Source organism: Streptomyces sp. NPDC107575 (assembly GCF_055657265.1).
Window position 1 is genome coordinate 334,179 of the sequence record NZ_JBVKBG010000005.1, and the last position, 25,952, is coordinate 360,130.

Here is a 25,952-nt window from a genome sequence, read left to right on the forward strand (position 1 = left end):
CGCGATGCTGACGCGCTGGTGACGTGCGCTGCCCCGATGGCGGCCGGCAGCCGTCAGAAGTGCGCCAAGAAACGACGGAGGGACTGGTCGCGGGGCACATCGTGAGGGTCCGATGGAACTGGTGTCATGGAGAGGTCCGCCGACGGGGCGCCCCGCGGCGGCAGTTGACGGAGCGTGAAGCGATGCCCGGTTCCGATGCGACCCCGGCCCTGCCCGCCGCCCGTGTCGTGGTGGGGGTGAACGGGAGCCCTGGCAGCCGCGCCGCCCTGCGCCGGGCCGCGGACGAGGCCCGCCACCGGCAGGCCGTGCTCTGGGCGGTACTCGCCTGGCAGCCGCCCGGCGGCGAACTCCACACGAGGCGGGCCCCCGTCGTGCCGATCGCGGGCGCCGACTGGGAGAACCTCGCCCGTACAACGCTCGTCACCGCCGTCCGCGAGGTGTTCCCCGACGGCCCGGGCGTACCCCTGCGAGCCGTCCTGGCCCGCGGCACACCAGGCAGGGCCCTGGCCGGGACCGCCGACCGGGAGGACGATCTCCTGGTGCTCGGCGCGGGACACCGCGGCCGGCTCCACCGGGTGCTCCGCCCTTCCGTGAGCCGCTACTGCCTTGCCCACGCCGCCTGCCCGGTCCTCACCGTCCCGCCGCCCATGCTGGAGGCCGCCCTCGCGCAGGCACACCGCCGCAATATATGGCGACTGCCCCTGAACACGCAGGACTTCGACCGGGAGACCATGCCGCCCGTGACGTGACGACGGGCGGGGGCGGGCCGGTCCCCAGGCACCTCGGAGTCGGGGCCTATCGCCCCTCCCACTCCGGTTTCCGTTTCTCCAGGAATGCCGTGACGCCCTCCTTGAAGTCGCGGCTGCCGTAGACGCGGGCGTACAAGGCCTCGGCGTGACCGGGGGCCGAAACCGCCAGGACGCGGCGGTCCGCCTCCTTCAGGGCCGCCAGGGTGAGCGGGGCGCAGCGCGCGATGTCCGCGGTGAGCTCCGCGAGGTGTGTGTCCAGGTCGGCAGGGTCGACGATGTCCGCCACGAAACCGGATTCGTGCGCCTCCGCCGCCGTGATCAGACGTCCGGCGAGAAGGGCCCGCAGTACGCGGGCGCGGCCGAGGCCCGCGTACAGGCGGGACATCATGGCGGGCGAGAGGCAGTTGCCGAGAGTGCGGCCGATGGGCGCGCCGAAGACCGCGTCCGGGGTGCACAGCACCACGTCGCAGCAGCTCGCGAGCGCGCTGCCCGCGCCGACGGCCGGGCCTTCGACCGCGGCGACGAGGGGCATCCGCATCCCGGCGAGCCGGTCGACGGCGAGGCCGACACGACGCTCGTACGCCACGCCGTCCTCGCCGCTCGTGAAGTCGCGGAACTCGCGGATGTCGGTGCCGGCCGCGAAGGCGCGCCCGCCCGCTCCGCGGAGCACGGTCAGCCGGATGTCGGGGTCGGCGTCGATCTCCCGGCAGGCGCGTTCCAGTTGGTCGTACATGCGCAGGGTCAGGGCGTTGCGCCGGTCCGGGTTGGCCAGGGTGAGGTGGGCGGCGTACGCGTCGGTTCCGGGGACCGCGTGGCGGGTCCAGGTGACGGAGCCGCCCTCCGCGTCGTCGTCCGGCGTCAACTCCGGCTCCTTTCCGATGAGTTCCTCGTTGTGCTCGCCGAGCACCGGTGGGTGACGGCGCAACGTCGCCGGGGTGCGGGCGAGTTTCACCGGGAAGCCGACGACGCGGCTGCGGCCGTCGACCGGGTGGTCGTACTCCTCGACCATGCCGCGGGCCCGCGCGTGCGGGTCGTGGTCGAGGATCTGCCCGTAGTCGAGGATCGGCCCCGCGGGGACGCCCGCGTCGAGGAGCCGGGCCACGCAGTCCTCGGTGCTGGTCGCCGCGAGGCGGCCTTCGAGGAGCGCGATGAGTTCGGCACGGTGGCCCATCCGGTCGGTGTTGGTGGCGAACCGCTCGTCGTCCGCGAGGTGTTGGAGGTCGAGGGCCTCGCACAGCCGCAGCCACAGCCGCTGGTTGTTGGCGGCGATGGTGGCGTGGCCGTCCTTGGTGCGGACCACCTGGTAGGGCGCGGACATGCGATGCGCGGAGCCGAGGCGCTGCGGCGGTTCACCACCGGCGAAGTACTCGACCGACTCCCACACCGACATCGCCAACACCGCTTCGTAGAGCGACGTTTCGAGGTACTGGCCCTCCCCCGTGCGCAGCCGGTGCACGTGCGCGGCGGCGATGCTCAGCGCGCAGAGCATGCCCGCGCCGAGGTCGCCCACCGGCAGTCCGCACTTGACCGGCGGCCCGTCCGGGTCGCCGGTGACGCTGACGGCGCCCGCCATGCCCTGCGCGATGAGGTCGTAACCGGGCCGGTCGGCGTACGGGCCGTACTGGCCGAAGCCGGAGATGGACGCGTAGATGATGTCGGGCCGGACCGCGCGGACCGCTTCGTAGCCGACACCGAGGCGGTCGGTGACACCGGGCCTGAAGTTCTCCACGACGACGTCCGCGTCGGCGGCGAGCCGGAGGAACTCGGCGCGGTCGGCGTCGGTGCGCAGGTTGAGGGTGACACTGCGCTTGTTGCGGTTGAGGGCGTGGAAGGCGGGGGTGTCGCTGCCGGGGCGTGGTGTGCCCATGGATGTGCGGGTCTGGTCGCCGCCGTCGGGTGACTCGACCTTGATGACGTCGGCGCCGAGGTCGGCGAGCAGCATCGTGCAGTACGGACCCGCCATGACCTGCGTGAGATCGAGGATGCGGACGCCGTCCAGCGCACCTGCGGTGCCGGTCATCGCAACGCCTCCCGGATTAGCTGGAGCGGGTGCACCGCCGTGCGCTCCGTGCCGTGGTGGATCTGCTGGCGGCAGGAGACACCGGTGGCGGCGACGATGGTGTCGTCCGCCTCGGCCCGCACAGCCGGGAAGAGACGGTCCTCGCCGACCGCCATCGAGGTGTCGTAGTGCTCGGCCTCGAAGCCGAAGGAGCCCGCCATCCCGCAGCATCCGGCGTCGAGCTCGACGACCTCGGCGCCGGGGATGCGCTGGAGGAGCGCGACGGTGGCGGCGGTGCCGACCTCGGCCTTCTGGTGGCAGTGGCCGTGGAAGAGGATGCGGCGGCCCGCGGGTCCTGTGTCGTCCCGGAGCTGGAGCCTGCCGTCGTCGATGGCCTCGGTGAGCAGCTCCTCCAGCTGCTTCACCCGCCCGGACACGTCGGCGACGGCCGGGTCACCGGGGAGCAGGGCACGGTGTTCGTCGCGCAGGGACAGCAGGCAGGAGGGCTCGCAGCCGACGATGGGGCCGTCCCCCGAGTCCGCGAGGCGGTGCACGAGATCGCCGGCCTGCGCCTTCGCCTGGTCGAGCAGGCCCTTGGAGAAGGCGGCGCGGCCGCAGCAGCCACCGCTCTCCAACTCCACGTGCCAGCCCGCCCGTTCGAGGAGTTCGACGGCGGCGCGGCCGACGTCCGGGTCGGTGTAGGTGGTGAAGGAGTCGGCGAGGAGGGTGACGGTGCCCTGGCTGCCCGCCACGGTTCCCGGCCTGCGCCTGAACCAGGTCACGAGGTTGCGGCGGGCGAACACGGGCAGCGGCCGGGCGCGGGCGATGCCGAGTCCGCGCTCCAACAGCCGTCTGGGGAGCGGCAGATTGGAGATCGGGGCGGTCGCCGAGCCCAGTCGGTTGAGGCGGCGGATGGCTCCGAACACCCGGGAACGCAGCGGCGTCCCGTGCTGCTCGTGGTGGTGGGCCAGGGTCTCGGCCTTGAGGGTCGCCATGTCGACGCCGAGGGGGCACTCGCTCTTGCACGCCTTGCACATCAGGCACAGGTCGAGGACCTCGTGCAGCCCCTCGTCGCCGAGCGCCGCCTTGGGGTCGGGCTCGGAGAGCGCCTTGACAAGTGCGTTCGCTCGGCCGCGCGTGGAGTCGTGCTCATGCTTGGTGACCATGTACGAGGGGCACATGGCGCCCGCGTCGCTCTTGCGGCACAGGCCGATGTTCATGCACCGGTCGGCGGCGCCGCGCATGTCGGCGCCGCCGACGACCTCGAAGTCGAGGTGGGTGCGCAGGGGTGGCGCGGGCGGCAGCGCCGCGTCGCGGAGGTGTTCGGTCATCGCCGGGGCGTCGACGATCTTCCCGGGGTTCAGCCGGTTCTCCGGGTCGAAGAGGCCCTTGACCTCGCGCATCGCCTCGTACAGGTCGTCGCCGTAGAGCTCGCGGTTGAACTCGCTGCGGGCCAGTCCGTCGCCGTGCTCGCTGGAGTTGACGCCGCCGTACTCGCGGACCAGTTCCTTGATCTCCTCGGCGACCGCGCGCATCGTCGTGACCTGGGCGGGGTCGGCGACGTCGACGAAGGGCCTGATGTGCAGGCAGCCGACCGAACAGTGGCCGTAGAACCCGGCGTCGAGGCCGTGCCGGTCCAGGACCTGCTTGAAGCGGCTGGTGTATGCGCCGAGGTGTCGCGGGTCGACCGCCGTGTCCTCGATGAAGGCCAGCGGACGGCGGGTGCCCTCGCTCGCGGCCATCAGCAGTCCGAGGCTGGACTTGCGGACCTTGAGCAGTCCGGACTGCTGGGCGGGGGTGACGGCCTGGAGGGTGTGGTAGCCGTGCCCGTGCCGCTTCCACAGGCCCGTCAACTCCTGGAGGCGGCCGGCGAGTTCGGCCTCGTCGTCGCCGGTGAAGCTGACGAAGAGCAGGGCCTCCGGGTCTCCTTCGAGGATGTTGCCGAGCGAGGCGTACTCGATCTTCTGCCTGGAGAGGTCGAGGATCGTCCGGTCCATCATCTCGACGGCGGACGGATCGAGGCCGAGAGCGTCCTCGGTGGCCTCGATGGCTCCGGCGACGGAGGTGAAGTGGCCGACGGCGATGACCGTGCGGGCGGGCTTGGGCACGAGGTCGACCAGGGCGCGGGTGGCGACGACGAGGGTGCCCTCCGAGCCGACGACGAACTTCGCGAGGTCGAAGGGGGCGTCGCCGCCGGCGTCGGCGAGCCGGTCCAGGCGGTAGCCGCCGGAGCGTCGCCAGTAGTCGGGGAAGTCCGTGGCGATCGAGGCGGCGTGCGCGTCCACGATCCTGGGGAGCTCGCGGTAGAGCCGCCCCTCCAGGGTGTCGAGCCCTGCACGGCGGGCGCGCTCCGCCTCGTCGACGGGGGCGAGCCGTGCCGTGCTGCCGTCCGAGAGGACGACGTCCAGCTCCCGTACGTGGTCGATGGTCATGCCGTAGCGGATCGACCCGCTGCCCGCGGAGTTGTTGCCGGTCATGCCGCCGATGGTGGCGCGGTTGCTGGTGGAGGTGTCCGGGCCGAACATCAGGCCGTGCGCTGCCGCGGCCCGGTTCAACTGGTCCTGGACGACGCCGGGTTCGACGAGTGCGGTGCGCGCGTCGGGGTCGAGTTCGAGGATGCGGTGCATGTGCCGGGAGAGGTCGAGGACGAGGCCGGGGCCGACGGTCTGCCCGGCCAGGCTGGTTCCGGCGCCCCTGGGCACCACCGGCACACCGTGCTCGGCGGCGGCCGCGACCGCGGCCCGTACGTCGTCGGCATGGCGGGGGAAGACGACGCCCTGCGGTTCGATCGCGTACATGCTGGCGTCGCGGGAGAACAGGTGCCGGGTGTAGTCGTCGAAGGCGACCTCGCCGTCGAGGTCCCGGCGCAGCGCCGCCTCCAGGTCGCGGGCGGCGGCGCGTACTTCGCTGGGGACCTCGCTGGGGGCCGTCATCGCAGCACGTCCAACGCCGCTTCGAGGCCGCCCCGTTGGATCGGGACACCCGCCAGTTCGAGGCCCATCTGCACTCCGGCGAGCGTGCCCGCGAGGGTCAGGTCGTTGAAGTGGCCGAGGTGGCCGATGCGGAAGACACGGCCGGCGAGTTTTCCGAGTCCGGAGCCGAGTGACATGTCGAAGCGCTCCAGGATGATCTTCCGGAGCTTGTCGGCGTCGTGTCCTTCCGGCATCAGGACGGCGGTGAGCGAGCCGGAGTGCTCGCGCTCGTCGGCGCACAGCACCTCAAGGCCCCAGCCCCGCACCGCGGCGCGGGTGGCGGCGGCATGCCGGGTGTGCCGGGCGAACACGTTCGCCAGGCCCTCCTCCTCCAGCATGCGCAGCGCCTCGTCGAGGCCGTAGAGGAGGTTGGTGGCCGGGGTGTACGGGAAGGCGCCCTTGGCGTTGGCGTCGATGACCGGCTGCCAGCGCCAGAAGGAGCCGGGGAGCTCGGCGGTCCGGGAGGCGGCGAGGGCCTTCTCGCTCACGGCGTTGAAGCTGAGCCCAGGCGGCAGCATCAGCCCCTTCTGCGAGCCGGCGACGGTGACATCGACACCCCACTCGTCGTGCCGGTAGTCGATGGAGCCGAGCGAGGAGATGGTGTCGACGAGCAGCAGCGCTGGGTGTCCCGCGGCGTCGATCGCCGCACGCAGTTCGGGGATGCGGCTGGTGACACCGGTCGAGGTCTCGTTGTGGACGACGCAGACCGCCTTGATGCGGTGCTCGGTGTCCGCGGCGAGCCGCTCGGCGAGCGCCTCCGGGTCCGCGCCGTGCCGCCAGTCGCCGGGGATCGCGTCGGTATCGGCGTCGAGGCCGAGGCCGCGGGCCATCTCGCGCCAGAGGACGGCGAAGTGCCCGGTCTCGAAGGACAGCACCCGGTCGCCGGGGCTGAGGGTGTTGACCAGTGCGGCCTCCCAGGCGCCGGTGCCCGAGGCGGGGTAGACGACGACGGGCCCGTCCGTGCCGAACACCGGTTTAAGGGAGGCGAGCAGACGCTTCGTCAGCTCGGCGAACTCCGGGCCGCGGTGGTCGATGGTGGGCGCCGCCATGGCGCGCAGGACCCGGTCGGGGACGTTGGTGGGGCCGGGGATCTGCAGGAAGTGGCGGCCGGTGCGGAGCGTCATGCGGTCGACTCCTCAAGGGTGTTGTGCCGTGAGGCGGCACGCCGTACCGTTGAGCGGCACGTGGAGCGTAGGCTTCCCGTGGCCGACGCGTCAACGGCCCCGTACAGGGCACTGGTTGGGATCAACGGATGCGTGAGGACTCGCGATGATGCAGAACGTGGCCAACACCCTGCGGGCCCTGGAGGAAGTGGCCGCCCGGCAGCCCGTCGGCGTCGCCGACCTGGCCAGGGCCCTCGATCTACCGAAGAGCTCGGTGCAGCGCTCCCTCGTCACGCTGCACACCACGGGCTGGATCCGCCCGGCCGGAGGCACCCCCACCCGCTGGGTGGTGACCACCAAGGCGCTGCACGTCGGTCGGCACGCCACGGACGAACTGGGGCTGCGCGACGCGGCGCTTCCGGTGATGGAGGACCTTCGCCGACGCACGGACGAGACGGTCCACCTGGCGGTCCGTGAGGGCGGGAAGGTGCTGCTGGTCGAGCGGCTGCAGACCAGCAAGGCGGTGCGCATCATCCTGCCGCTCGGCCAGGACCTGCCGATGCACGCCTCGGCCAACGGCAAGGCGGTGCTCGCCGCCGACCCCGACGACGCGGTCGAGCGTTACCTCGACGAGGGGCTCCCGCGCTACACGGGCACCACCGTCACCGACCGGGAGCAACTCCTCGCGGAGGTACGGGAGATCAGGGCACGGGGCTACGCGACGAACTCGGGCGAGTGGCGCGCGGACGTCTCGGCCGTCGCCTCCGCCGTGCTCGGCGCGCAGGGCCTGCCGGTGGCCAGCGTCAGCGTCAATGTGCCGACGAGCCGGATGACCGACGAGGCGGCCGCCACCTTCGGTGACCTGGTGCAGGAGGCGGCGCGACACATCAGCGCCCGAATCTCCTGATGCGCAAGGTGTCTTGACGTGCCATCAGACGCCTTCCATACTCTCGCCCCAACCCGAAACGCAGATTCCGGATTCCGGAACGTCCTGAATGTGTGGTGACCACCGACCGAAGGCGAGGAAGCCTCGTGTCAGATCAAGTCATCTCCATCATCGGCCTTGTGCTCGTGTTCCTCATCGCAACCTTTTCCAAGGTGCACATGGGCGTGATCGCCATCGTCGCCGCGTTCATCGTCGGCACGGCCGTCGCCGGTGAGTCGGCCGACGAGATTTTCGCCGGCTTTCCCGGCGATCTGTTCGTGGTGCTCGTCGGCGTCACGCTGCTGTTCGCGATCGCCAAGAACAATGGCACCGTGGACTGGCTCGTCCAGGCCTCGACCCGTGCCGTGCGCGGCAGAATCGCCCTCATCCCGTGGGTGATGTTCCTGATCACCGGGGCACTGACGGCCTCCGGTGCGGTCGTCCCCGGCGCGGTGGGCATCATGGCGCCCATCGGCATGGGATTCGCCGTACGCCACAAGATCAATCCGGTCCTGATGGGCCTGCTCATCATCAACGGCGCCAGTGCGGGCGGCTTCTCGCCGATCAGCATCTTCGGCACCATCACCAACGGCGTGGTGCAGCGGGAGGACCTGCCCGGCAGCGAGGGCATGCTCTTCCTGACCTCGTTCCTCTTCAACCTGGCGCTGAGCGTGATCGTCTTCTTCCTGTTCGGTGGCCGGGGGCTGCTCGGCCGGCGGGCGGAGACATCGGCGGGCGGTGGCACACCTGCCGCGTCGATCCCGGCGCAGGCCCCGACCCCGACCCCGACCGGCGAGCGTGTACCGGCGTCGGCCCCCGCGGGCGGGCAGGTGGCGGCGCCCACGGCCGCCCCGCCGAAACCCCGGCCGTCCGCCACCGACACCGACACCGAGGAGATCCACCGCCTCACCCCCGTGCGCGCACTCACCGTGCTCGGAGTCATCAGCCTGGCCGTCGGCTCGCTCGCCTTCGACCTCGACGTGGGCCTGATGGCCTTCGTCGTCTCGGCCGTCCTGTGCCTCGTCTCCCCCGCCTCCGCGAAGGGAGCCGTCGAGCGCTGCGCCTGGCCGACGGTCCTGCTGGTCTGCGGCATCGTGATGTACGTCAGCCTGATGGACAAGATGGGCACCATCAAGTGGGCCGGCGAGAGCGTCAGCGACCTCGGCACACCCTTGGTGTCCGCGCTGCTCATCTGCGTGATCGGCGGCGTGGTGTCCGCGTTCGCCTCGACGACCGGCATCCTCGGCGCCCTGATCCCGCTGGCCGTCCCGTTCCTCGCCGGGGGCGAGATCGGTGCGATCGGCATGATCAGCGCGCTGGCCATCTCGTCGTCCGTGGTGGACTCCTCACCGTTCTCCACCAGCGGCGCGCTGACCGTGGCCAGTGCGCCGGAGGAGATGCGGGACACCGTCTTCCGACGGCTGATGGCATGGGGCCTGAGCATGACCCTGATCGCCCCGCTCGCGACCTGGGTCATCCTCGTCATCCCCGGCCAGTTGTGACGGCGCGGCGGCCGGGACCGTTCAGCGGGTCAACTGCCGCAGGGCGACGTTGAGTTCGAGGACGTTGACCCGCGGCTCCCCCATGAACCCGAGGTCCCGGCCGTCCTTGTGCGCGTCGACGAGCTTCTGGACCCGTGCGACGGAGAGGTGGTTGCGCTCCGCGATCCGGTGCACCTGGAGGTCGGCGTACTCGGGCGATATCGCCGGGTCGAGGCCCGATCCCGAGGAGGTGACGGCGTCGGCCGGGACGTCCGAGGCCCGCACCTTGTACGTCGCCGTGGAGTTGTCCTCGACGACGGCGGCCTTGGCGGACTCGACCTGCTCGACCAGCTCCTTGTTGTCACCGGCGAGGTTGGTGGCGCCGGAGAGGATCAGCTTGTACTGGGTGTTGACGCTGTTCTCGCCCAGGCCGTTGGACGGCCGGGGCTGGAACCACTTCAGGTCCGGCTTGCCGTCCTTGGTGAGGTACGTCTGGCCGATGAGGGAGGAGCCGACGACCTTGCCCTCGGACGTGATCTCCGAACCGTTGGCCTTGTCGTGGAAGGCCACCTGCGCGATGCCGGTGACCGCGAGCGGGTAGACGACGCCGCACACGATCGTCAGGACGATCAGGGCGCGCAGCCCGGCCCACAGCAACCGACCGGTGTTTCCTACGGAGTTGTTCATGGCCTTAACCGATTCCGGGGATGAGGGAGATGAGGAGGTCGATGAGCTTGATGCCGATGAACGGCGCGACGAGCCCGCCCAGGCCGTAGATCCCGAGGTTGCGGCGGAGCAGCTTGTCGGCGCTCACCGGCCGGTACTGGACACCCTTCAGGGCGAGCGGCACAAGGGCGATGATGATGATCGCGTTGAAGACGACCGCGGAGAGGATCGCGGAGTCGGGGCTGGACAGCCGCATGATGTTGAGCTTGTCCAGGCCGGGGTAGACGGCCGCGAACAGCGCGGGGATGATCGCGAAGTACTTCGCGACGTCGTTGGCGATCGAGAAGGTCGTCAACGCGCCCCGGGTGATGAGGAGTTGCTTGCCGATCTCGACGATCTCGATGAGCTTGGTCGGGTTCGAGTCGAGGTCGACCATGTTGCCGGCCTCCTTCGCGGCCGACGTGCCGGTGTTCATCGCGACCCCCACGTCCGCCTGCGCGAGCGCGGGCGCGTCGTTGGTGCCGTCGCCGGTCATCGCGACGAGCTTGCCGCCCGCCTGCTCGCGCTTGATGAGGGCCATCTTGTCCTCGGGCGTGGCCTCGGCGAGGAAGTCGTCTACGCCCGCCTCCTCGGCGATCGCCTTGGCCGTCAGCGGGTTGTCACCCGTGATCATCACGGTCTTGATACCCATGCGGCGCAGCTCGACGAACCGCTCGCGCATGCCGTCCTTGACGACGTCCTTGAGGTGGATCACTCCCAGGACGCGAACCCCGTCAGTGTCCTCCACAGCCACCAGCAGCGGCGTGCCACCAGCCTGCGAAATGCGGTCGTTGAGCTCCTGGGCGTCCTCGGCGACCTCACCCCCACGCTCCTTGACCCAGGCGATGACGGAGCCGGTCGCGCCCTTGCGGATCTTGCGTCCGTCGACGTCCACACCCGACATACGGGTCTGGGCGGTGAACTCGATCCACTCGGCGCCGGTCAGCTCGCCCTGGTGCCGCTCGCGCAGCCCGTACTTCTCCTTGGCGAGGACCACGACGGAGCGCCCCTCGGGCGTCTCGTCGGACAGCGAGGAGAGCTGTGCGGCGTCGGCGACCTCGGCCTCCGTGGTGCCGCGCACCGGCAGGAACTCGGCGGCCTGCCGGTTGCCGAGGGTGATGGTGCCGGTCTTGTCGAGCAGCAGGGTGGACACATCCCCGGCGGCTTCCACGGCCCGCCCCGACATGGCGAGTACGTTGCGCTGGACCAGCCGGTCCATGCCCGCGATGCCGATGGCGGAGAGCAGCGCGCCGATGGTGGTCGGGATCAGACACACCAGGAGGGCCACGAGCACGACCATGGTGAGGTGGGTGCCCGCGTAGTCGGCGAACGGCGGCAGTGTGGCGACCGCGAGCAGGAACACGACGGTCAGCGAGGCCAGCAGGATGTTGAGCGCGATCTCGTTGGGTGTCTTCTGCCGGGCGGCGCCCTCGACCAGGTTGATCATGCGGTCGATGAACGTCTCCCCCGGCTTCGTCGTGACCTTGACGACGATGCGGTCGGACAGCACCTTCGTACCGCCGGTGACCGCGCACCGGTCGCCGCCGGATTCGCGGATGACCGGGGCGGACTCGCCGGTGATGGCCGACTCGTCGACGGAGGCGACGCCCTCGACGACGTCACCGTCGCCGGGGATGATGTCGCCCGCCTCGCAGACGACGAGGTCACCGATCCGCAGCTCCGTGCCGGGTACCCGCTCTTCGCGCTCCCCCGTCAGGCGCCGCGCGACGGTGTCGGTCTTCGCCTTGCGCAGGGTGTCGGCCTGCGCCTTGCCGCGTCCCTCGGCGACGGCCTCCGCCAGGTTCGCGAAGACGACCGTCAGCCACAGCCAGACACTGATCGTCCAGCCGAACCAGTCGGTGGGGTGCAGGCACGAGAACACCGTTGTCAGGACGGACCCGATCAGCACCACGAACATCACGGGCGACTTGACCATGACGCGCGGGTCGAGCTTGCGGCAGGCGTCGGGCAGCGACCTCAGCAGCTGCCCGGGGTCGAACAGGCCCCCGCCGACCTTGCCGCCGCCGGGCTTGTGCCCGGTGGGCACGTCCGGGTGGGGCGCCCTGGTGGGTGTGGCAGTGGACATCGTGTCCTCGGAATTCTGGGAACGTTCGGTACGTACGGTCATGACGCGAGCCCTTCCGCGAGCGGGCCGAGCGCGAGCGCCGGGAAGTACGTCAGGCCGGTGATGATCAGGAGGGTGCCGACCAGCAGGCCGGTGAAGAGCGGCTTGTTGGTGCGCAGCGTGCCCGCCGTGGCCGGGATCGGCCGCTGCTCGGCGAGCGAGCCGGCGAGCGCGAGCACGAACACCATCGGCAGGAAGCGGCCGAGCAGCATCGCGAGGCCGATGGTGGTGTTGAACCACTGGGTGTCGGCGGACAGCCCGGCGAAGGCGGAGCCGTTGTTGTTGGCGCCGGACGTGTACGCGTAGAGGATCTCGGAGAAGCCGTGCGCTCCGGGGTTGAGCATGGAGTTCGGCGGCGTCGGCAGGGCCATCGCGAGGGCGGTGAAGATCAGCACCAGGGCCGGCGTGATGAGGATGTAGCAGGCCGCGAACTTGATCTCGCGGGTGCCGATCTTCTTGCCGAGGTACTCGGGCGTGCGGCCCACCATCAGTCCGGCGATGAACACCGCGATGATCGCCATGATCAGCATGCCGTAGAGGCCGGATCCGGTGCCGCCGGGCGCGATCTCGCCGAGCTGCATGCCGAGCAGGTTGAGGCCACCGCCGAGACCGGTGTTGGACGAGTGGAAGGAGTTCACCGCGCCGGTCGAGGTGAGCGTCGTGGAGATCGAGAAGATCGCCGAGCCGGCGATGCCGAAGCGGGTCTCCTTGCCCTCCATCGCGCCGCCCGCCGCCTGGAAGGCCGGGCCGTGGTGGGCGAACTCGGTCCACATCATCAGCGCGATGAAGCCGACCCAGATGGTGGCCATCGTGGCGAGGATCGCGTAGCCCTGCTTGACCGAGCCGACCATGGTGCCGAAGGTGCGGGTCAGCGCGAACGGGATGACCAGGATCAGGAAGACCTCGAAGAGGTTCGAGAACGCGGTGGGGTTCTCGAAGGGGTGCGCGGAGTTGGCGTTGAAGTAGCCGCCACCATTCGTCCCCAGCTCCTTGATGACCTCCTGGGAGGCGACGGCGCCGCCGTTCCACTCCTGGCTGCCGCCCATGAACTGGCCGACGGAGTGGATCCCGGAGAAGTTCTGGATGGCACCGCAGGCGACGAGGACGAGCGCGCCGATGACGGCGATCGGGACGAGGATCCGGATGACACCGCGCACCAGGTCGGCCCAGAAGTTGCCCAGCTCACCGGTGCGCGCGCGGGCGAAGCCGCGGACGAGGGCGACCGCCACGGCGATCCCCACGGCCGCCGAGACAAAGTTCTGCACGGCGAGTCCGGCGGTCTGTACGACGTGGCCCATGGCCTGCTCGCCGTAGTACGACTGCCAGTTGGTGTTGGCGACGAAGGACGCCGCCGTGTTGAACGCCTGGTCGGGGTCGATCGAGGCGAAGCCGAGCGATCCGGGAAGGCTGCCCTGGAGCCGCTGCAGAAGGTAGAGGAACAGGACGCTCATGGCCGAGAAGGCGAGAACGCCGCGCAGGTAGGCGGTCCAGCGCATCTCGGTGTCGGGGTTGGCGCCGATGCCCTTGTAGATCCACTTCTCCACCCGCAGGTGCTTGGTGGAGGAGTACATCCGGGCCATGTAGTCGCCGAGGGGGCGGTACGCCAGTGCCAGCGCCGCTATGAGCGCGAGCAGCTGGAGCACTCCGGCGAGTTCGGGGCTCATATCTGTGCTCAGAACCTCTCCGGATAGATGAGGGCGAGGACGAGATAGCCCAGGAGGGCGACGGCCACGACGAGGCCGACGATGTTCTCGGCGGTCACAGCTTGGTCACCCCCTTGGCGACGAGTGCCACCAGCGCGAAGACCGCGATCGTGGTGACGACGAAGGCCACGTCGGCCATCGTGAGCTCCCTAGGTGAAGTACTTGGCTTGGAACTGACACTCAGAGGAAACCCCCGGTCAGGGCCGGTTTCGCGATCCGTTGACGGCTCCCATACGGCGCCGCGTGCGCCCTTGACGTGTCTCTTACGGCGCGGGGTGGCGGGCGGCGGTCGTGGAACGGTTCCGGGAGTGTCCGGGAGCTGTCACATTCGGATCCGGGCCCTGGTTCGCGGGGCCCGTCGGGCGCATCGTCGACACATGGGGGCAGCCCTCAAGGGCCGCCCACCGGCCGAACCGGAGGTTCGCCATGTGTTTCCACCACCCCGCGTGCCCGAACCCCGAGCACGTCGTCGCCGCCCACCCCGAGCAGGGCTGGAGCCTGCGCTGCGACGGCACGATCGTCTTCGACGACACCGGGGAGCTGCGGCCGGACGGTGGCGTCGTGGCCCCGCACCGCTCGTATCCCCGCCCTCACGCCCAGACGGCCGCCGCGAGTGCCGCGCCCGTGAACGCCGCGCCGAGTCCGGCCGCGACGCTGCCGACGACGTTGACCGCCGCGTAGAAGCGCGCCCCGCCCTCGGCGAGGCGCAGGGTCTCGTACGAGAACGTGGAGTACGTCGTCAGCGCCCCGCACAGGCCGGTGCCGAGCAGCAGTTGCACCTGGGAGGAGGCGCCGCCCGCCGCGACGGCTCCGGTGACCAGGCCGAGGATCAGGGAGCCGGTCACATTGACGGCGAACGTGCCCCAGGGGAACACCGTGTCGTGGCGGGACTGCACGGTGCGGTCGGTGAGGTAGCGCAGCGGGGCGCCGACCATCGCGCCCACGATCACCAGCAGCCAGTTCACGCCTCGCCCCCGTCCTTCGCCTCGCGCCCCACGTAGCGGATGACCTCGCAGTCGTCGAGGATCACCAGGCCCTCGGTGACGAGCTCGTCGATCCGCGGCAGGAAGGCGCGGATCCGTTCGTCGGTGTCGACGATCACGATGAGCACCGGCAGGTCCTCGCTCATCGAGAGCAGCCTGCTGGTGTGGATGAGCGAGGAGGCGCCGAAGCCCTCGATGCCGCGGAAGACGGAGGCACCGGCGAGCCCCGCGGCGTGCGCGCGGTGCACGATCTCGGCGTAGACGGGCTTGTGGTGCCAGGTGTCGTTCTCGCCGATGAAGATCGAGACGCGCAGGGCGGTGCCGGTGAGCCGGACCGGGTTGTCGGATGTCACCGCTTCCTCCGTTCGATGGCGCGGCGGGTCAGGTGCGCCGCGGTCCACACCGACGCGAGCGCCACGCACACCGTCAGGGCCAGGTAGCCGAGGGCGGTGCGCGGGTGGCCTGCGTCGATCAGGTTGCCGATGTCCACGGCGTACGTGGAGAAGGTCGTGAAGCCGCCGAGGACTCCGGTGCCGAAGAACGGCCGGACGAGGCGGTGGGCAGCCCAGACCTCGCTGATGACGACCATGAAGACGCCGATGACGGCGCAGCCGACGGCGTTGACGACGAGGGTCGTCCAGGGGAAGGCGCCGGTCGCGGTGGGCCACAGCAGGGTGGCGCCGTAGCGGGCGCTCGCGCCGACCGCGCCGCCCAGCGAGACCGCGGCGATCACGGGCCCCTGCCCCCGCCGGGCGGACGCGCGCGGGACGGGAGCGCGCAGGTCCACGTCCGGGTCGACGGGTTCGTTCAGCATTGGGGTGCGGGCCTCTCCCACGTACGTCTCCTACTCGCCGGGCACACACGTTACGGGTGTGCGTCGTCGCAAGTAGGGACCGTTGGCGGCGACCGTGCCGCGGTTGGAGGACGGCGGGCCCCACCGCCGCGCGGTGATCGCGAACACCGCCGCGAAAATCCTACCTCGCGGCGTGCCGTTTCGCGGATTGACCGGCGCACGTCACTACGGCGTCGCCAAAGCGGGCAGAACCGTAGTGGCCCCATCCCGCTCCCTCCCCTCGCCCTGCGCTGTGCGCGCCCCGAAAGGACGGCTCAAGCGTGGCCATTCCCCCTGTGGTTCCCCCGGCCCCTGTCCTGCGGCCCGCCCCGCGACGTCGACGTCCCGTACGGAAATGGATTGCGCTCGTTCCGCTCGCCCTGATCGCCGGCTGGGTGGCCTGGAACTGGCCCGTGTTCGTCTCGGGGCTCGCGCAGTTGCGCGGCGCGGACCCCGGCTGGCTGCTGGCCGCCGCCGTGGTCACGGTCGCGTGCTGGGTGCCGGTGTGCCTGCTGCGGCAGGGCGCGGTGCTCGAACCGCTGCCCGCGGGGCGGCTGTTCGCCTCGCAGGTCGCCGCGGGGTCAGCGAACCACCTGCTGCCCGCGGGGCTCGGCGCGCACGTGGTGACGCTGCGCTTCATGCGCTCGTGCGGGATCCCGGCGACCCGTGCCTGCGCCGCGCTCGCGCTGTACTCGCTGGCGCAGCCCATCGGCCGGTACGCGCTGTTGATCGCGCTGATGGCGGCCTCGCCGGACGCGCTGCCGCTGGGCGGGCTCATGCCGGCCGAGCGGGGTGGCCTGGCGGTGCTCCTGCTCGTCGCCGTGGTGGCCGTCGCGGCGGGGGCGCTGTGGTGGGTGCGGCCGCTGCGCGGGGCCGTCCGCGAGTTCCTGACGACCGCGCTGACCGATGTGCGGGCCCTGCACGCCAGGCCCGCCCGTGCGCTCGCCCTGTGGTGCGGGGCGGTCGGGTTTCCCGCGCTGCAGGCCACCGTCATGGTCGCGGTGGCGCGCTCCCTTCAGGTGCCGGTGCCGTCCCTCGACATCGCCCTCGCGTATCTGGCGGCGTCGGCGGTGGCCGGGGTGGTGCCGACGCCGGGCGGGATCGGGTCGGTCGAGGCGGCTCTTGTCATCGCGCTCGTGGGCGCGGGGTCGCCGGTCGTCGAGGCGACGGGTGCGGTCGTGGGCTTCCGGCTGCTCACGGTCTGGGGGCCGCTGCTGCCCGGCGCCCTGGTACTGGCCGCGCTGGTGCGCCGCAAGGTGATCTGACGGCCGCCGCGGGGGCTTGGTACATTCGCCGCATGGGGGCCGATGTGCCGCATACGAGGAGGCATGGTGCCGGTGACGACGCTCGCCGTATTCCTGCCGGAACTGGACGCGGTCCCGCGCTGGCTGCAGATCACGGCGGGCGTGGTGATCCTCGGCCTGATGGTCGCCCGGGTGTGGCTGTTCCTCCGGCGCCGGAAATAGCGTTGCCGCCGCGCGTGACCGGGCCTTAGGGTCACCGATGTGACGACCGGGTCGGCCTTGGGCCATGCACGAGTGAGGTTCCCGGCCCCGGCGTGAGCACGGGGCGGGCGAGAGGCCCGCCGTTCTTCTCCGCGTTTCTTCCCCCGGCGCCCGTGCGCGGCGCCGGATTCCCGTAGCGGATCTTGAGACCGGAGACACACCACTGATGCATGTCCAGCTGAACCACACCGCCGTCTACGCGAGCGACCGGCACCTGTCCGCCGAGTTCCTCGCCGCGATCCTCGGCCTGAAGGTGGGCGCCCCGTTCGGGCCGTTCCTGCCCGTCGATCTCGGCAACGGCGTCACCCTCGACTACTACGAGAAGCGGGACGAGCCGATCCAGTCGCAGCACTACGCCTTCCTCGTGCCCGAGGAGGAGTTCGACGCGATGGTCGACCGTCTGGAACGGGTCGGCGTGACGTACTACGCCGACCCGTCACACACCGAGCCCGGCCGGGTCAACGACCTGTTCGGTGGCCGGGGCGCCTACTTCGACGACCCGGACGGCCACAACATGGAGATCATGACCCGGCCGTACGCCCGCCCCTGACACGCAAGGGCGGGCCGGCCGTCGTCTGATCAGCCCTGGACGCGGATCAGCTTCTTGTTCGCGAACTCCGCCATGCCGTACTTGCCCAGCTCACGGCCGATGCCGGAGCGCTTGACGCCGCCGAAGGGCAGGTCGGCCTGGGTGCCGGCGAAGCCGTTGATCCACACCATGCCGGTGTCGAGCTGGTCGGCGACCCGCTTGGCGCGCTCGACGTCGCCGCTCCACACGGCGCCGCCGAGCCCGTACGGCGAACTGTTGGCCAGCTCGACGGCGGCGTCCTCGTCGGCCACCGGGTAGACCACGGCGACGGGGCCGAACAGCTCCTCGGTGTAGGCGCGCATCTCGGGCGTGATGCCGGTCAGGACGGTGGGCTGGACGTACGCGCCCGGACCCTCGCCGCGGGCGCCGCCGGTGTGCAGCGTGGCGCCCTTGTCGACGGCGTCCTTGATCTGCTCGAGCAGTTGGTCGGCGGCCGCGCGCGAGGACAGCGGGCCGAACTTGGTGTCCGGCTCCAGCGGGTCGCCGGCCTCCACCCGCGCGACGTTCGCGGTCAGCTCGCGCACGAAGTCCTCGTACAGGCCCTCCTGGACGAGGAAGCGCTTCGGCGAATTGCAGGCCTGCCCCGCGTTGCCGAGCCGGCCGCCCGCCGCCTTGCGGGCGGTCTTCGCGACGTCCTCGGTGTCCAGGAGGATGAACGCGTCGGAGCCGCCCAGCTCCAGGACGCACTTCTTGAGGTTGCGGCCCGCGATCTCGGCGACGGCCGAACCGGCCCGCTCGCTGCCAGTGAGCGAGACACCCTGGTTGCGCGGGTCGGCGATGATGTCGGCGACCTGGTCGTTGGTGGCGAAGACGTTGATGTACGCGCCGGTCGGCAGGCCGGCGTCCGCGAAGATCTGCTCCATCGCGAGGGCCGCCTGCGGACAGCTGGGGGCGTGCTTGAGCAGGATCGTGTTGCCGAGCATCAGGTTCGGCGCGGCGAACCGGGCCACCTGGTAGTACGGGTAGTTCCACGGCATGATCCCGAGCAGCGAGCCGAGCGGGGCGGTGCGCACGGTGGCGGTGCCGCCGCCGCTGACCGAGAGCTCCTCGTCGGCGAGGAAGCCGGGGCCCTGCGTGGCGTAGTACTCGTAGATGCTGGTGACGATGTCGACCTCGCCCTTGGCCTGGGCGAGAGGCTTGCCCATCTCCAGGCTGATGATGCGGGCGAGCTCGTCCTTGCGCTCCTGGTAGATCTCGCCGACGCGACGCAGCACCGCGGAGCGGGTCTCGACGGGCGAGGTGCGCCAACTCTGGTAGGCCTCATGGGAGTCCGCCAGCGCGGTCTCGATCTGCTTCGCGGTCGCCTCGGGGAATTCCTTGAGGGTCTCGCCGGTCGCGGGGTTCACCGTTTTGTAGGCCGTCATGGCCGCGACCATACCTTTTGCCTCCCGCCGCCCGTCCAGACCCCGCCCACCCCTCAGGAAACGTACTACGGGATATTGACGCTCCTGCAGTCGAGCGTGGAGTGTTGAGTCATCCGAGGACAAGGGGACCGCCATGCGCGTCGAGTTCCGGACCGCCCCGACGCACTACCGCCACTGGTCGCTGAAGGTCGACGAGGCCGTCGCCACACTCACCATGGACGTGGCGGAGCAGGCAGGACTCGTGCCGGGCTACGAACTCAAGCTCAACTCCTACGACCTGGGCGTCGACATCGAGCTGTACGACGCCGTGCAGCGGCTGCGCTTCGAGCACCCCGAGGTGCGTGCGGTGGTGGTGACGAGCGGCAAGGAGAAGGTGTTCTGCGCCGGGGCGAACATCCGGATGCTGGCGGCGTCGGACCACGCCTGGAAGGTGAACTTCTGCAAGTTCACGAACGAGACCCGCGGCGCGATCGAGGACGCCTCCGCGCACTCCGGCCAGACCTACCTGGCCGCCCTCAACGGCACGGCGTCCGGGGGCGGTTACGAGCTGGCGCTCGCCTGCGAGCGGATCCTGCTCGTCGACGACCGGTCCTCGACGGTGTCACTGCCGGAGCTGCCGCTGCTCGGTGTGCTTCCGGGCACCGGCGGTCTGACCCGGCTCGTCGACAAGCGGCACGTGCGCCGCGACCGGGCCGACTACTTCGCGACGAAGCCGGAGGGCGTGGGCGGCAGGCGGGCCGCGCAGTGGCGCCTGGTCGACGAGACGGTGCCGCGCAGGGAGTGGGAGCACACCGTCGCCGCCCGCGCGGCCGAGGCCGCCGCCCAGTCCGACCGCCCGTCGGGCACACCCCAGGGCATCCGCCTCACCTCGCTGGAGAAGACCCGGACCGAGGACCGGATCGCGTACCGGTATGTGCACGCGACCCTCGACCACGCCCGACGCACCGTGGACATCACACTCGAAGGCCCGCAGGCCGAAGCGCCGGCCGACCTCGCCGCCCTGCACCGGCAGGGCGACGCGTGCTGGCCGCTCGCCCTGGCCCGCGAGCTGGACGACCTCGTGCTCGATCTGCGCACGAACGAACCGGAGTTGGGCACTTGGGTCGTCCGCAGCCGGGGCGACGCCTCCCGCGTTCTCGACCACGACGCCCTGCTGCTCGCCCACGGCGACGACTGGCTCGCCCGCGAGATCACCCTCTATATGAAGCGCACGCTGAAGCGCCTGGACCTGAGCAGCCGCAGCCTCATCGCCCTGATCGAGCCCGGGAGTTGTTTCGCCGGGACGCTCCTGGAGACCGTGCTGGCGGCCGACCGGTCCTTCCAACTGGCCGGTGTGTTCGAGGAGATCGACCCGGACGCCGAACCGGCCGCGCTCGTCATCGGCCCGATGAACCTCGGCCCACTCCCGATGAGCAATGGGCTGAGCCGCCTGGAGACCCGGTTCCTCGGCGACGCGGAGTCCCTGTCGCGGGCGCGGGCCGCCGAGGGCCGGCCGCTCGACGCCGAGGAGGCCGAGCGGCTCGGACTTGTCACCTTCGCCCCCGACGACATCGACTGGGACGAGGAGGTGCGGATCTCGCTGGAGGAGCGGGCCGGATTCAGTCCTGACGCCCTCACCGGCCTGGAGGCGAACCTGCGCTTCGCGGGCCCCGAGACCCTCGAGACCAAGATCTTCGGCCGCCTCACCGCCTGGCAGAACTGGATCTTCAACCGTCCCAACGCCTCGGGCCCCGAAGGAGCCCTGCGCAGGTACGGCACCGGACAGCGCGCCGAATTCGACCGGAAGCGGGTGTGACGATGGCGCTCACCGCCGACTACACCGACAAGATCCCCAACAACGTGGACCTGCACGAGGACCGCCGGCTCCAGCGGGCCCTGGAGTCCTGGCAGCCCAACTTCCTCACCTGGTGGGACTCCATGGGCCCCACCCTGCCCACCGACGACGTGTATCTGCGCACGGCGGTCGACGTCGGGCGGGACGGCTGGGCGCAGTTCGGGCACGTCGCGATGCGCGACTACCGCTGGGGTGTGTTCCTCGCCGAGCCGAAGCCCGACCGCCGGATCGCGTTCGGCGCGCACCGCGGCGAGCCCGCCTGGCAGCAGGTGCCCGGCGAGTACCGGGCCGATCTGCAGCGCCTCATCGTCATCCAGGGCGACACCGAACCTGCCAGCGTCGAGCAGCAGCGCAATCTGGGGGCCACCGCACCCAGCCTCTACGACCTGCGCAATCTCTTCCAGGTGAACGTGGAGGAGGGCCGGCATCTGTGGGCGATGGTGTATCTGCTGCACGCCTACTTCGGCCGGGAGGGCCGCGAGGAGGCCGAGGAGCTGCTGCACCGCAACTCCGGCAGCGACGAATCGCCGCGCATCCTGGGCGCGTTCAACGAGGAGACGCCCGACTGGCTGTCGTTCTTCATGTTCACGTACTTCACCGACCGCGACGGCAAGTACCAGCTGGGCACGCTCAAGGAGTCGGCCTTCGACCCGCTGTCGCGCACGTGCGAGTTCATGCTGAAGGAAGAGGCGCACCACATGTTCGTCGGCACCACCGGCATCGACCGGGTGGTGCTGCGCACGGCCGAGCTGATGCGCGAGCACGACACCGACGACGTGACGGCCTCCGGTGGCATCCCGCTGGACGTCATCCAGAAGTACATCAACTTCCACTACTCGGTCTCGCTCGACCTGTTCGGCTCGGAGACGTCGACGAACGTCGCCAACTACTACACCTCGGGCCTCAAGGGCCGCTGGGGCGAGGAGCGCCGCAAGGACGACCACACCCTGACCGACGACTCGTTCCTGGTCGACGCGCTGATCGAGGGCGCGATCGGGCAGCGGGAGGTCGCGGCGCTCGTGGGCCTCAACACCGATCTGCGCCGCGAGTACATCCGCGACTGCCACAGCGGCCTGAACCGCTGGAACCACCTCCTGGAGGAGGCCGGGATCGACCGGCGGCTGTATCTGCCGCACATCGCGTTCAACCGGAAGGTCGGTGCCTTCGCCGCGGTCGAGACGGCGCCCGACGGCACGGTCCTCACCGCCGACGACTGGGACGACGCCAAGGGTGCCTGGCTGCCGACCGAGGTCGACAAGACGTACATCCGCTCGCTGATGCGGCCCGTGCACGAGCCCGGCCGGATCGCCTCCTGGATCGCCCCGCCGCGCCAGGGCATCAACGGCAAGCCGTTCGACTACGAGTACGTGCACCTCACCTGAAGACGTCCGAAGCCGACGACCGGGGAGCCGACGATGAGCGAACCCTTCAACGCGTGCCGCTATCTGCTCGACCGCCGGCTCGACCACGGGGACGGCGCACGCCTCGCACTGACCGGCCCCGCGGGCGACCTCAGCTACGCCGAACTGCACGACCGGGTGTGCCGTACGGCGAACGGCCTGCGCGCGGTCGGCCTGCGGCCCGAGCAGCGCGTGATGCTGTTCATGGCCGACTCCCCCGACTTCGTCACCGTCTTCCTCGCCGCGCTGCGGATCGGTGCGATCCCGGTGCCGGTGTCGACGATGCTGCACGCGGGCGACCTCGCCGAGCTGCTGCGCGACGCGCGGGCGGCGTTCCTGGCCGTGAGCTCCTCGTACGCGGCGGTGGCGGACAAGGCGGTGCCGGACGCGCCGGAGCTGCGGGGGCTGCTCGCCGGGGAGGATGCCACCTTCACGAGCGGTCTGCCGGTCCACTCCCTGCGGGAGTTGGCGGCTGCTGCCCCGGCCACCGACGCGTACGCCACCGACGCCGACTCCCCCGGCTTCTGGCTCTACACCTCCGGCACCACCGGCTCACCCAAGGCCGCGATGCACCGGCACGGCGCGGTCGCCGAGGTCTGCGAGACGTACGCGGCCCGGGTTCTCGGCATCCGGCCGGACGACCGGTGCCTGTCGGCGGCCAAGGCGTTCTTCGCGTACGGTCTCGGCAACTCGCTGCTGTTCCCGCTGGCGGTGGGGGCGACGGCCGTGCTCGAACCGGAGCCGTCCCGCCCGGAGTTGCTGGCCGGCCGGGCCCGGGAGTTCGGCGCGACGCTGTTCTTCGCCGGGCCGACGTTCTTCGCCCACATGCTCCGCGCCGACCTGCCCGCCGACGCACTCGCCGGTGTCAGGCTCGCGGCCTCCGCGGGCGAGCCGCTGCCCGCCGCGCTGCAGCACCGCTGGAGCGAGCGTTTCGGCGTGGACATCATCGACGGCATCGGCATGACCGAGACGCTGCACATCTTCCTGTCGAACGCTCCCGGTTCGATCCGCCCGGGCACGACCGGCCGCCCGGTCCCCGGCTACGAACTGCGCGTCCTCGACGAGGAGGACCGCGAGACACCGACCGGCACACCGGGCACCCTGCACGTCCGCGGCCGCTCCGTCGCCACCGGCTACTGGTCCCGCTACGACGCGTCCCGCCAGGTGTTCCGCGGCGAGTGGCTGCGCACCGGAGACACCTACGTCCGCGACGAGGACGGATACTTCACCTGTCTCGGCCGCACCGGCGACATGCTCAAGGCCGGTGGCATCTGGGTGTCCCCCGCCGAGGTCGAGGCGCGGCTGCTCGAACACCCCGCCGTCGCGCAGGCGGCGGTCGTCGCGGCGACGGACACGGACGGCCTGGAGAAGCCGGTCGCGTACGTCGTCACCACGCCGGGGCAGGACGCCACCGCGGCGGAGCTCATCGCGTACTGCCGCACGGGGCTGCCCTCGTTCAAGCGGCCCCGGCGCGTCCTGTTCACCGAGGCGCTGCCGACGACCGCCACCGGCAAGATCCGCCGCGTGGAGCTGAGGGCCCGCGCGGCCGGCGACCTGACCGCTTCCCCTCCCCCGGAACGGCACGAGGAGACCTGATGCTGGACGGCCACCCGCTGATCGACGTCCACCTGCACCCGGCGCGCCTGTCCACGCTGAAACCCACGTACCAGGAGTGGACCCAGGGAGTCGCCGACCACGATCTCCTGGCTCGTGTCTACGACGGCGACACGGTGTCCCCGGAGGCGTTCCACCGCCATCTCGTCTCCGAGGGCGTCGACATCGCGCTCCTGCTCTCGGAGTACAGCCCTCGGACGACCGGCATCCAGCCGATCGAGGACCTGCTGCCGATCACGTCCTACGACCCGTCGAGGGCGAAGCCGATCGCCAACATCAACCCGCATCTGCACTACCCCATCGAGGAGGAGCTCCAGCGCCAGCTCGACCTGGGCGCGATCGCCTGCAAACTCCACCCGGTGCACGCGGGTGTCGCCGCCAACGACCGGCGCCTCTACCCGGCGTACGAGCTGTGCCAGTCGGCGGGCGTCCCGCTCGTCGTGCACTGCGGCACGAGCACGTTTCCGGGCGCCCTCAACAAGTACGCCGACCCCCTGTTCCTGGACGACGTGCTGCGCGACTTCCGGCACCTGGACGTGGCCCTCGCGCACGGCGGGCGCGGCTGGTGGTACGACGCGGCGGCCTTCATGGCCCTGTCCAACGAACGGGTGTGGATCGAGCTCTCGGGCCTGCCGCCGTCCCGCCTTCGCACGTACTACGGCAAGCACGACTGGGCGCGCCTCACCCGCCGCATGATCTTCGGCACGGACTGGCCGGGCGTCCCCGGCATCGCGAGGAACGCCCGCGCGGTGGCGGCCCTGTGCCCGGACGAGACCACCACGGGCCTGGTCCTGGCGGGCAACGCGGCGCAGGTGTACCGGCTCAAGCCGCCGGAGTGACCTCGCCCGAGATCCGGTCCCACTCCTCCTGCGCGGCGCCGTGCCACCGCTCGTGCAGCTCGGTGAAGAGATTCGCGGCCCGCACCCCGATCCAGTGCGGGGGCAGCAGCTCCAGGGGCAACTGCGGGTCGAGGGCCGGGAAGCGCCGCCATGCGTCGACGAGCCGGACCTGGGCGAGCAGGGTGTCCTCGCCGGACTCGACCCGCATCCCGGCGAAGGCGTGGACGAACCCCGCGTACTCCGTGGCCAGATCGCCGAGCCGCCACGCCTGTTCCACCATGTCCCGCTCGGAGCCGATGCCCGCGAAGGGCCCGCAGAACGAGGACACCTCGGGCCCGAGGCCCAGCTCCTCCACCACCTGCTTGGCCTCCGCCTCGCGGGAGGTGTGCGGGCCCACCCACAGTCCGGGCGCGGGGCTGCCGAGGCCCACCCAGGTCAGCCGGGTGCGCAGCCGGTGGCGCAGTTCGCGCCGCGACTCCGGGACGCTGACGAGCAGCACCAGCCAGCGGCCGTCCCAGCGCGCCCGCGCCTGCCCGAAGGAGTAGATGCGCTCGGCGCCCTCGCTCAGCAGCGTGCTGCCGTGCTCGGTCAGCGCCCAGCGCACCCGCCGCCCGGACCGCTCGGCGGTGACGAGGCCGCTCGCCGACAGCCGGTTCAGCGCCTGGCGGGCCGCCTTCTCCTCGACACCGAGCCCGTCGAGCACGCGCAACAGCGCCGAGGTCCACACGGGGGCGTCCCGCGGCAGCACGTACTCACCGAGCACGGTGAGCAGAAGGGAGCGCGCGCTCCCCGATCCGGTCGGCCTGGACAATCCGGGCTCCTTCGCTGGGTGTCGCCCCAGCGTAGCCGAGTTCCGCTACGGAACGACGGCGGAGCGTCCGGCTTTCGTAGAGCTTGACCGGTGGACCACATGGCCCCTCAGCGCCTCCCCTTGATCCGCTCCACGCCCGCCACGCCGACGGCGGCGAGGCCGATCTGCATGGCGAGTTCGATCCAGTCGACTCCGTCGGTCTCGGCGACGTCGAAGGCGCCGGCGAGGGCGGTTCCGACGAGCGCCGCGACGATGCCGACCAGGAGCTTCCACAGGATGCCGATGCGCTGGCGGCCCGGGATCGCCAGGCGGCCGAGCACGCCGATCACGATGCCGATGACGATCGCGGTGAAGATGCCGGAGATCTCCATGCCTGTCTGCCTCTCCTCGATCCGACACTTCGACGTTTCGACACAGCT

Annotated in this window: 23 protein-coding genes and 1 pseudogene; 11 read left to right on the forward strand and 13 right to left on the reverse strand. The window is 71.0% G+C overall.

Translation table 11 applies throughout. The features are described from left to right. Window positions 1-182: 182 nt before the first annotated feature. Window positions 183-749, forward strand: a complete 567-nt coding sequence (locus tag ACZ7L4_RS26315) for a universal stress protein (RefSeq protein WP_472106232.1) — start codon at window positions 183-185, stop codon at window positions 747-749. Window positions 750-795: 46 nt separating this feature from the next. On the opposite strand, the gene ACZ7L4_RS26320 is transcribed toward ACZ7L4_RS26315, so the two are convergent. From ACZ7L4_RS26320 to ACZ7L4_RS26330, 3 genes are read right to left on the reverse strand one after another with little or no spacing between them, the layout of a single operon-like run. After that, the gene (locus ACZ7L4_RS26320; RefSeq protein ID WP_472106234.1) at window positions 796-2,769 is read right to left on the reverse strand and encodes an enoyl-CoA hydratase; all 1,974 of its coding nucleotides are present in this window, start codon (window positions 2,767-2,769) and stop codon (window positions 796-798) included. Next, the gene (locus tag ACZ7L4_RS26325; RefSeq protein WP_472106236.1) at window positions 2,766-5,681 is read right to left on the reverse strand and encodes an FAD-binding and (Fe-S)-binding domain-containing protein; all 2,916 of its coding nucleotides are present in this window, start codon (window positions 5,679-5,681) and stop codon (window positions 2,766-2,768) included. The genes ACZ7L4_RS26320 and ACZ7L4_RS26325 overlap by 4 nt, the downstream gene beginning before the upstream one ends. Continuing rightward, window positions 5,678-6,844 (reverse strand): pyridoxal-phosphate-dependent aminotransferase family protein, encoded by a 1,167-nt coding sequence (locus ACZ7L4_RS26330; protein ID WP_472106238.1) that lies wholly within the window; start codon window positions 6,842-6,844, stop codon window positions 5,678-5,680. Before ACZ7L4_RS26330 ends, ACZ7L4_RS26325 begins: the two co-directional genes overlap by 4 nt. Before the next feature lie 145 nt (window positions 6,845-6,989). Here ACZ7L4_RS26330 and ACZ7L4_RS26335 point away from each other — a divergent pair, with 145 nt between their 5' ends. Next, on the forward strand, window positions 6,990-7,730 hold the full coding sequence (locus tag ACZ7L4_RS26335; protein ID WP_472106240.1) for an IclR family transcriptional regulator: 741 nt from the start codon (window positions 6,990-6,992) through the stop codon (window positions 7,728-7,730). Between the two features lie 125 nt (window positions 7,731-7,855). Next, the gene (locus ACZ7L4_RS26340; protein WP_472106242.1) at window positions 7,856-9,250 is read left to right on the forward strand and encodes an SLC13 family permease; all 1,395 of its coding nucleotides are present in this window, start codon (window positions 7,856-7,858) and stop codon (window positions 9,248-9,250) included. Window positions 9,251-9,271: 21 nt separating this feature from the next. Here the strand turns inward: ACZ7L4_RS26340 and ACZ7L4_RS26345 are convergent, their stop codons facing one another. The 4 genes from ACZ7L4_RS26345 to kdpF are packed head-to-tail and all read right to left on the reverse strand — an operon-like array spanning window position 9,272 to window position 13,821. After that, entirely contained in the window at window positions 9,272-9,916 is a 645-nt protein-coding gene (locus tag ACZ7L4_RS26345; protein ID WP_472106244.1) for a potassium-transporting ATPase subunit C, read from the reverse strand. A 4-nt stretch (window positions 9,917-9,920) separates the two neighbouring features. Further along, a complete protein-coding gene (gene kdpB, locus ACZ7L4_RS26350; protein WP_472107350.1) occupies window positions 9,921-12,020 on the reverse strand; it encodes a potassium-transporting ATPase subunit KdpB in 2,100 nt (699 codons plus the stop codon). A 38-nt stretch (window positions 12,021-12,058) separates the two neighbouring features. Beyond that, window positions 12,059-13,723: a potassium-transporting ATPase subunit KdpA gene (gene kdpA, locus ACZ7L4_RS26355; protein ID WP_472106246.1), complete on the reverse strand. Its 1,665-nt coding sequence runs from the start codon at window positions 13,721-13,723 to the stop codon at window positions 12,059-12,061. Between the two features lie 8 nt (window positions 13,724-13,731). Then, a complete protein-coding gene (gene kdpF, locus ACZ7L4_RS26360) occupies window positions 13,732-13,821 on the reverse strand; it encodes a K(+)-transporting ATPase subunit F (protein ID WP_018533641.1) in 90 nt (29 codons plus the stop codon). A gap of 367 nt (window positions 13,822-14,188) precedes the next feature. Here kdpF and ACZ7L4_RS26365 point away from each other — a divergent pair. After that, window positions 14,189-14,338, forward strand: a pseudogene (locus tag ACZ7L4_RS26365) (DUF5999 family protein); the annotation flags it as partial. A gap of 14 nt (window positions 14,339-14,352) precedes the next feature. On the opposite strand, the gene crcB (ACZ7L4_RS26370) reads toward ACZ7L4_RS26365, so the two are convergent. Genes crcB (ACZ7L4_RS26370) through crcB (ACZ7L4_RS26380) form a run of 3 tightly spaced genes read right to left on the reverse strand, consistent with a single transcriptional unit; the run spans window position 14,353 to window position 15,559 of the window. Beyond that, window positions 14,353-14,727, reverse strand: coding sequence for a fluoride efflux transporter CrcB (gene crcB / locus ACZ7L4_RS26370; protein ID WP_472106248.1), 375 nt, complete (start codon window positions 14,725-14,727; stop codon window positions 14,353-14,355). Continuing rightward, on the reverse strand, window positions 14,724-15,098 hold the full coding sequence (locus ACZ7L4_RS26375; protein WP_472106250.1) for a DUF190 domain-containing protein: 375 nt from the start codon (window positions 15,096-15,098) through the stop codon (window positions 14,724-14,726). The genes crcB (ACZ7L4_RS26370) and ACZ7L4_RS26375 overlap by 4 nt, the downstream gene beginning before the upstream one ends. Further along, window positions 15,095-15,559 (reverse strand): fluoride efflux transporter CrcB, encoded by a 465-nt coding sequence (crcB, locus tag ACZ7L4_RS26380; protein ID WP_472106252.1) that lies wholly within the window; start codon window positions 15,557-15,559, stop codon window positions 15,095-15,097. The genes ACZ7L4_RS26375 and crcB (ACZ7L4_RS26380) overlap by 4 nt, the downstream gene beginning before the upstream one ends. A 305-nt stretch (window positions 15,560-15,864) precedes the next feature. Here crcB (ACZ7L4_RS26380) and ACZ7L4_RS26385 point away from each other — a divergent pair, with 305 nt between their 5' ends. The 3 genes from ACZ7L4_RS26385 to ACZ7L4_RS26395 all read left to right on the forward strand — a co-directional run bounded on the left by ACZ7L4_RS26385 (window position 15,865) and on the right by ACZ7L4_RS26395 (window position 17,632). Then, window positions 15,865-16,842, forward strand: coding sequence for a lysylphosphatidylglycerol synthase transmembrane domain-containing protein (locus ACZ7L4_RS26385; protein WP_472107352.1), 978 nt, complete (start codon window positions 15,865-15,867; stop codon window positions 16,840-16,842). Window positions 16,843-16,914: 72 nt separating this feature from the next. Further along, on the forward strand, window positions 16,915-17,043 hold the full coding sequence (locus ACZ7L4_RS26390) for a hypothetical protein (protein WP_472106254.1): 129 nt from the start codon (window positions 16,915-16,917) through the stop codon (window positions 17,041-17,043). Window positions 17,044-17,248: 205 nt separating this feature from the next. Further along, the gene (locus tag ACZ7L4_RS26395; RefSeq protein WP_472106256.1) at window positions 17,249-17,632 is read left to right on the forward strand and encodes a VOC family protein; all 384 of its coding nucleotides are present in this window, start codon (window positions 17,249-17,251) and stop codon (window positions 17,630-17,632) included. Between the two features lie 29 nt (window positions 17,633-17,661). Here ACZ7L4_RS26395 and ACZ7L4_RS26400 read toward each other — a convergent pair whose 3' ends face one another. Then, window positions 17,662-19,035 carry an NAD-dependent succinate-semialdehyde dehydrogenase gene (locus tag ACZ7L4_RS26400; RefSeq protein WP_472106258.1) on the reverse strand — a complete coding sequence of 458 codons (1,374 nt, stop codon included), beginning with the start codon at window positions 19,033-19,035 and terminating at the stop codon, window positions 17,662-17,664. Between the two features lie 133 nt (window positions 19,036-19,168). Here ACZ7L4_RS26400 and boxC point away from each other — a divergent pair, with 133 nt between their 5' ends. The 4 genes from boxC to ACZ7L4_RS26420 are packed head-to-tail and all read left to right on the forward strand — an operon-like array spanning window position 19,169 to window position 24,722. Beyond that, window positions 19,169-20,830 (forward strand): 2,3-epoxybenzoyl-CoA dihydrolase, encoded by a 1,662-nt coding sequence (gene boxC, locus ACZ7L4_RS26405; protein WP_472106260.1) that lies wholly within the window; start codon window positions 19,169-19,171, stop codon window positions 20,828-20,830. A gap of 2 nt (window positions 20,831-20,832) precedes the next feature. Further along, complete coding sequence (gene boxB / locus ACZ7L4_RS26410) at window positions 20,833-22,251, forward strand: benzoyl-CoA 2,3-epoxidase subunit BoxB (protein ID WP_472106262.1); 1,419 nt, start codon at window positions 20,833-20,835, stop codon at window positions 22,249-22,251. 33 nt (window positions 22,252-22,284) lie between these two features. After that, on the forward strand, window positions 22,285-23,865 hold the full coding sequence (locus tag ACZ7L4_RS26415) for a benzoate-CoA ligase family protein (protein WP_472106264.1): 1,581 nt from the start codon (window positions 22,285-22,287) through the stop codon (window positions 23,863-23,865). After that, window positions 23,865-24,722: an amidohydrolase family protein gene (locus tag ACZ7L4_RS26420; protein ID WP_472106266.1), complete on the forward strand. Its 858-nt coding sequence runs from the start codon at window positions 23,865-23,867 to the stop codon at window positions 24,720-24,722. The genes ACZ7L4_RS26415 and ACZ7L4_RS26420 overlap by 1 nt, the downstream gene beginning before the upstream one ends. On the opposite strand, the gene ACZ7L4_RS26425 is transcribed toward ACZ7L4_RS26420, so the two are convergent. Both ACZ7L4_RS26425 and ACZ7L4_RS26430 read right to left on the reverse strand, forming a co-directional pair. After that, a complete protein-coding gene (locus tag ACZ7L4_RS26425; protein WP_472106268.1) occupies window positions 24,706-25,533 on the reverse strand; it encodes a PaaX family transcriptional regulator in 828 nt (275 codons plus the stop codon). The two genes, ACZ7L4_RS26420 and ACZ7L4_RS26425, sit on opposite strands and share 17 nt — an antisense overlap. A 107-nt stretch (window positions 25,534-25,640) precedes the next feature. Next, window positions 25,641-25,904: a GlsB/YeaQ/YmgE family stress response membrane protein gene (locus tag ACZ7L4_RS26430; protein WP_472106270.1), complete on the reverse strand. Its 264-nt coding sequence runs from the start codon at window positions 25,902-25,904 to the stop codon at window positions 25,641-25,643. Between the last annotated feature and the right edge of the window lie 48 nt (window positions 25,905-25,952).

Bases quoted from the DNA above. Each gene is read 5' to 3' on its own strand.
- ACZ7L4_RS26335 (WP_472106240.1), top strand. From the start codon at position 6,990: ATGATGCAGAACGTGGCCAACACCCTGCGGGCCCTGGAGGAAGTGGCC.
- crcB (WP_472106252.1), bottom strand. From the start codon at position 15,559: ATGCTGAACGAACCCGTCGACCCGGACGTGGACCTGCGCGCTCCCGTC.
- boxB (WP_472106262.1), top strand. From the start codon at position 20,833: ATGGCGCTCACCGCCGACTACACCGACAAGATCCCCAACAACGTGGAC.
- ACZ7L4_RS26395 (WP_472106256.1), top strand. From the start codon at position 17,249: ATGCATGTCCAGCTGAACCACACCGCCGTCTACGCGAGCGACCGGCAC.
- kdpB (WP_472107350.1), bottom strand. From the start codon at position 12,020: ATGTCCACTGCCACACCCACCAGGGCGCCCCACCCGGACGTGCCCACC.
- ACZ7L4_RS26420 (WP_472106266.1), top strand. From the start codon at position 23,865: ATGCTGGACGGCCACCCGCTGATCGACGTCCACCTGCACCCGGCGCGC.
- boxC (WP_472106260.1), top strand. From the start codon at position 19,169: ATGCGCGTCGAGTTCCGGACCGCCCCGACGCACTACCGCCACTGGTCG.
- ACZ7L4_RS26315 (WP_472106232.1), top strand. From the start codon at position 183: ATGCCCGGTTCCGATGCGACCCCGGCCCTGCCCGCCGCCCGTGTCGTG.
- ACZ7L4_RS26320 (WP_472106234.1), bottom strand. From the start codon at position 2,769: ATGACCGGCACCGCAGGTGCGCTGGACGGCGTCCGCATCCTCGATCTC.
- ACZ7L4_RS26325 (WP_472106236.1), bottom strand. From the start codon at position 5,681: ATGACGGCCCCCAGCGAGGTCCCCAGCGAAGTACGCGCCGCCGCCCGC.
- ACZ7L4_RS26430 (WP_472106270.1), bottom strand. From the start codon at position 25,904: ATGGAGATCTCCGGCATCTTCACCGCGATCGTCATCGGCATCGTGATC.
- ACZ7L4_RS26400 (WP_472106258.1), bottom strand. From the start codon at position 19,035: ATGACGGCCTACAAAACGGTGAACCCCGCGACCGGCGAGACCCTCAAG.
- kdpA (WP_472106246.1), bottom strand. From the start codon at position 13,723: ATGAGCCCCGAACTCGCCGGAGTGCTCCAGCTGCTCGCGCTCATAGCG.
- ACZ7L4_RS26330 (WP_472106238.1), bottom strand. From the start codon at position 6,844: ATGACGCTCCGCACCGGCCGCCACTTCCTGCAGATCCCCGGCCCCACC.
- ACZ7L4_RS26345 (WP_472106244.1), bottom strand. From the start codon at position 9,916: ATGAACAACTCCGTAGGAAACACCGGTCGGTTGCTGTGGGCCGGGCTG.
- ACZ7L4_RS26415 (WP_472106264.1), top strand. From the start codon at position 22,285: ATGAGCGAACCCTTCAACGCGTGCCGCTATCTGCTCGACCGCCGGCTC.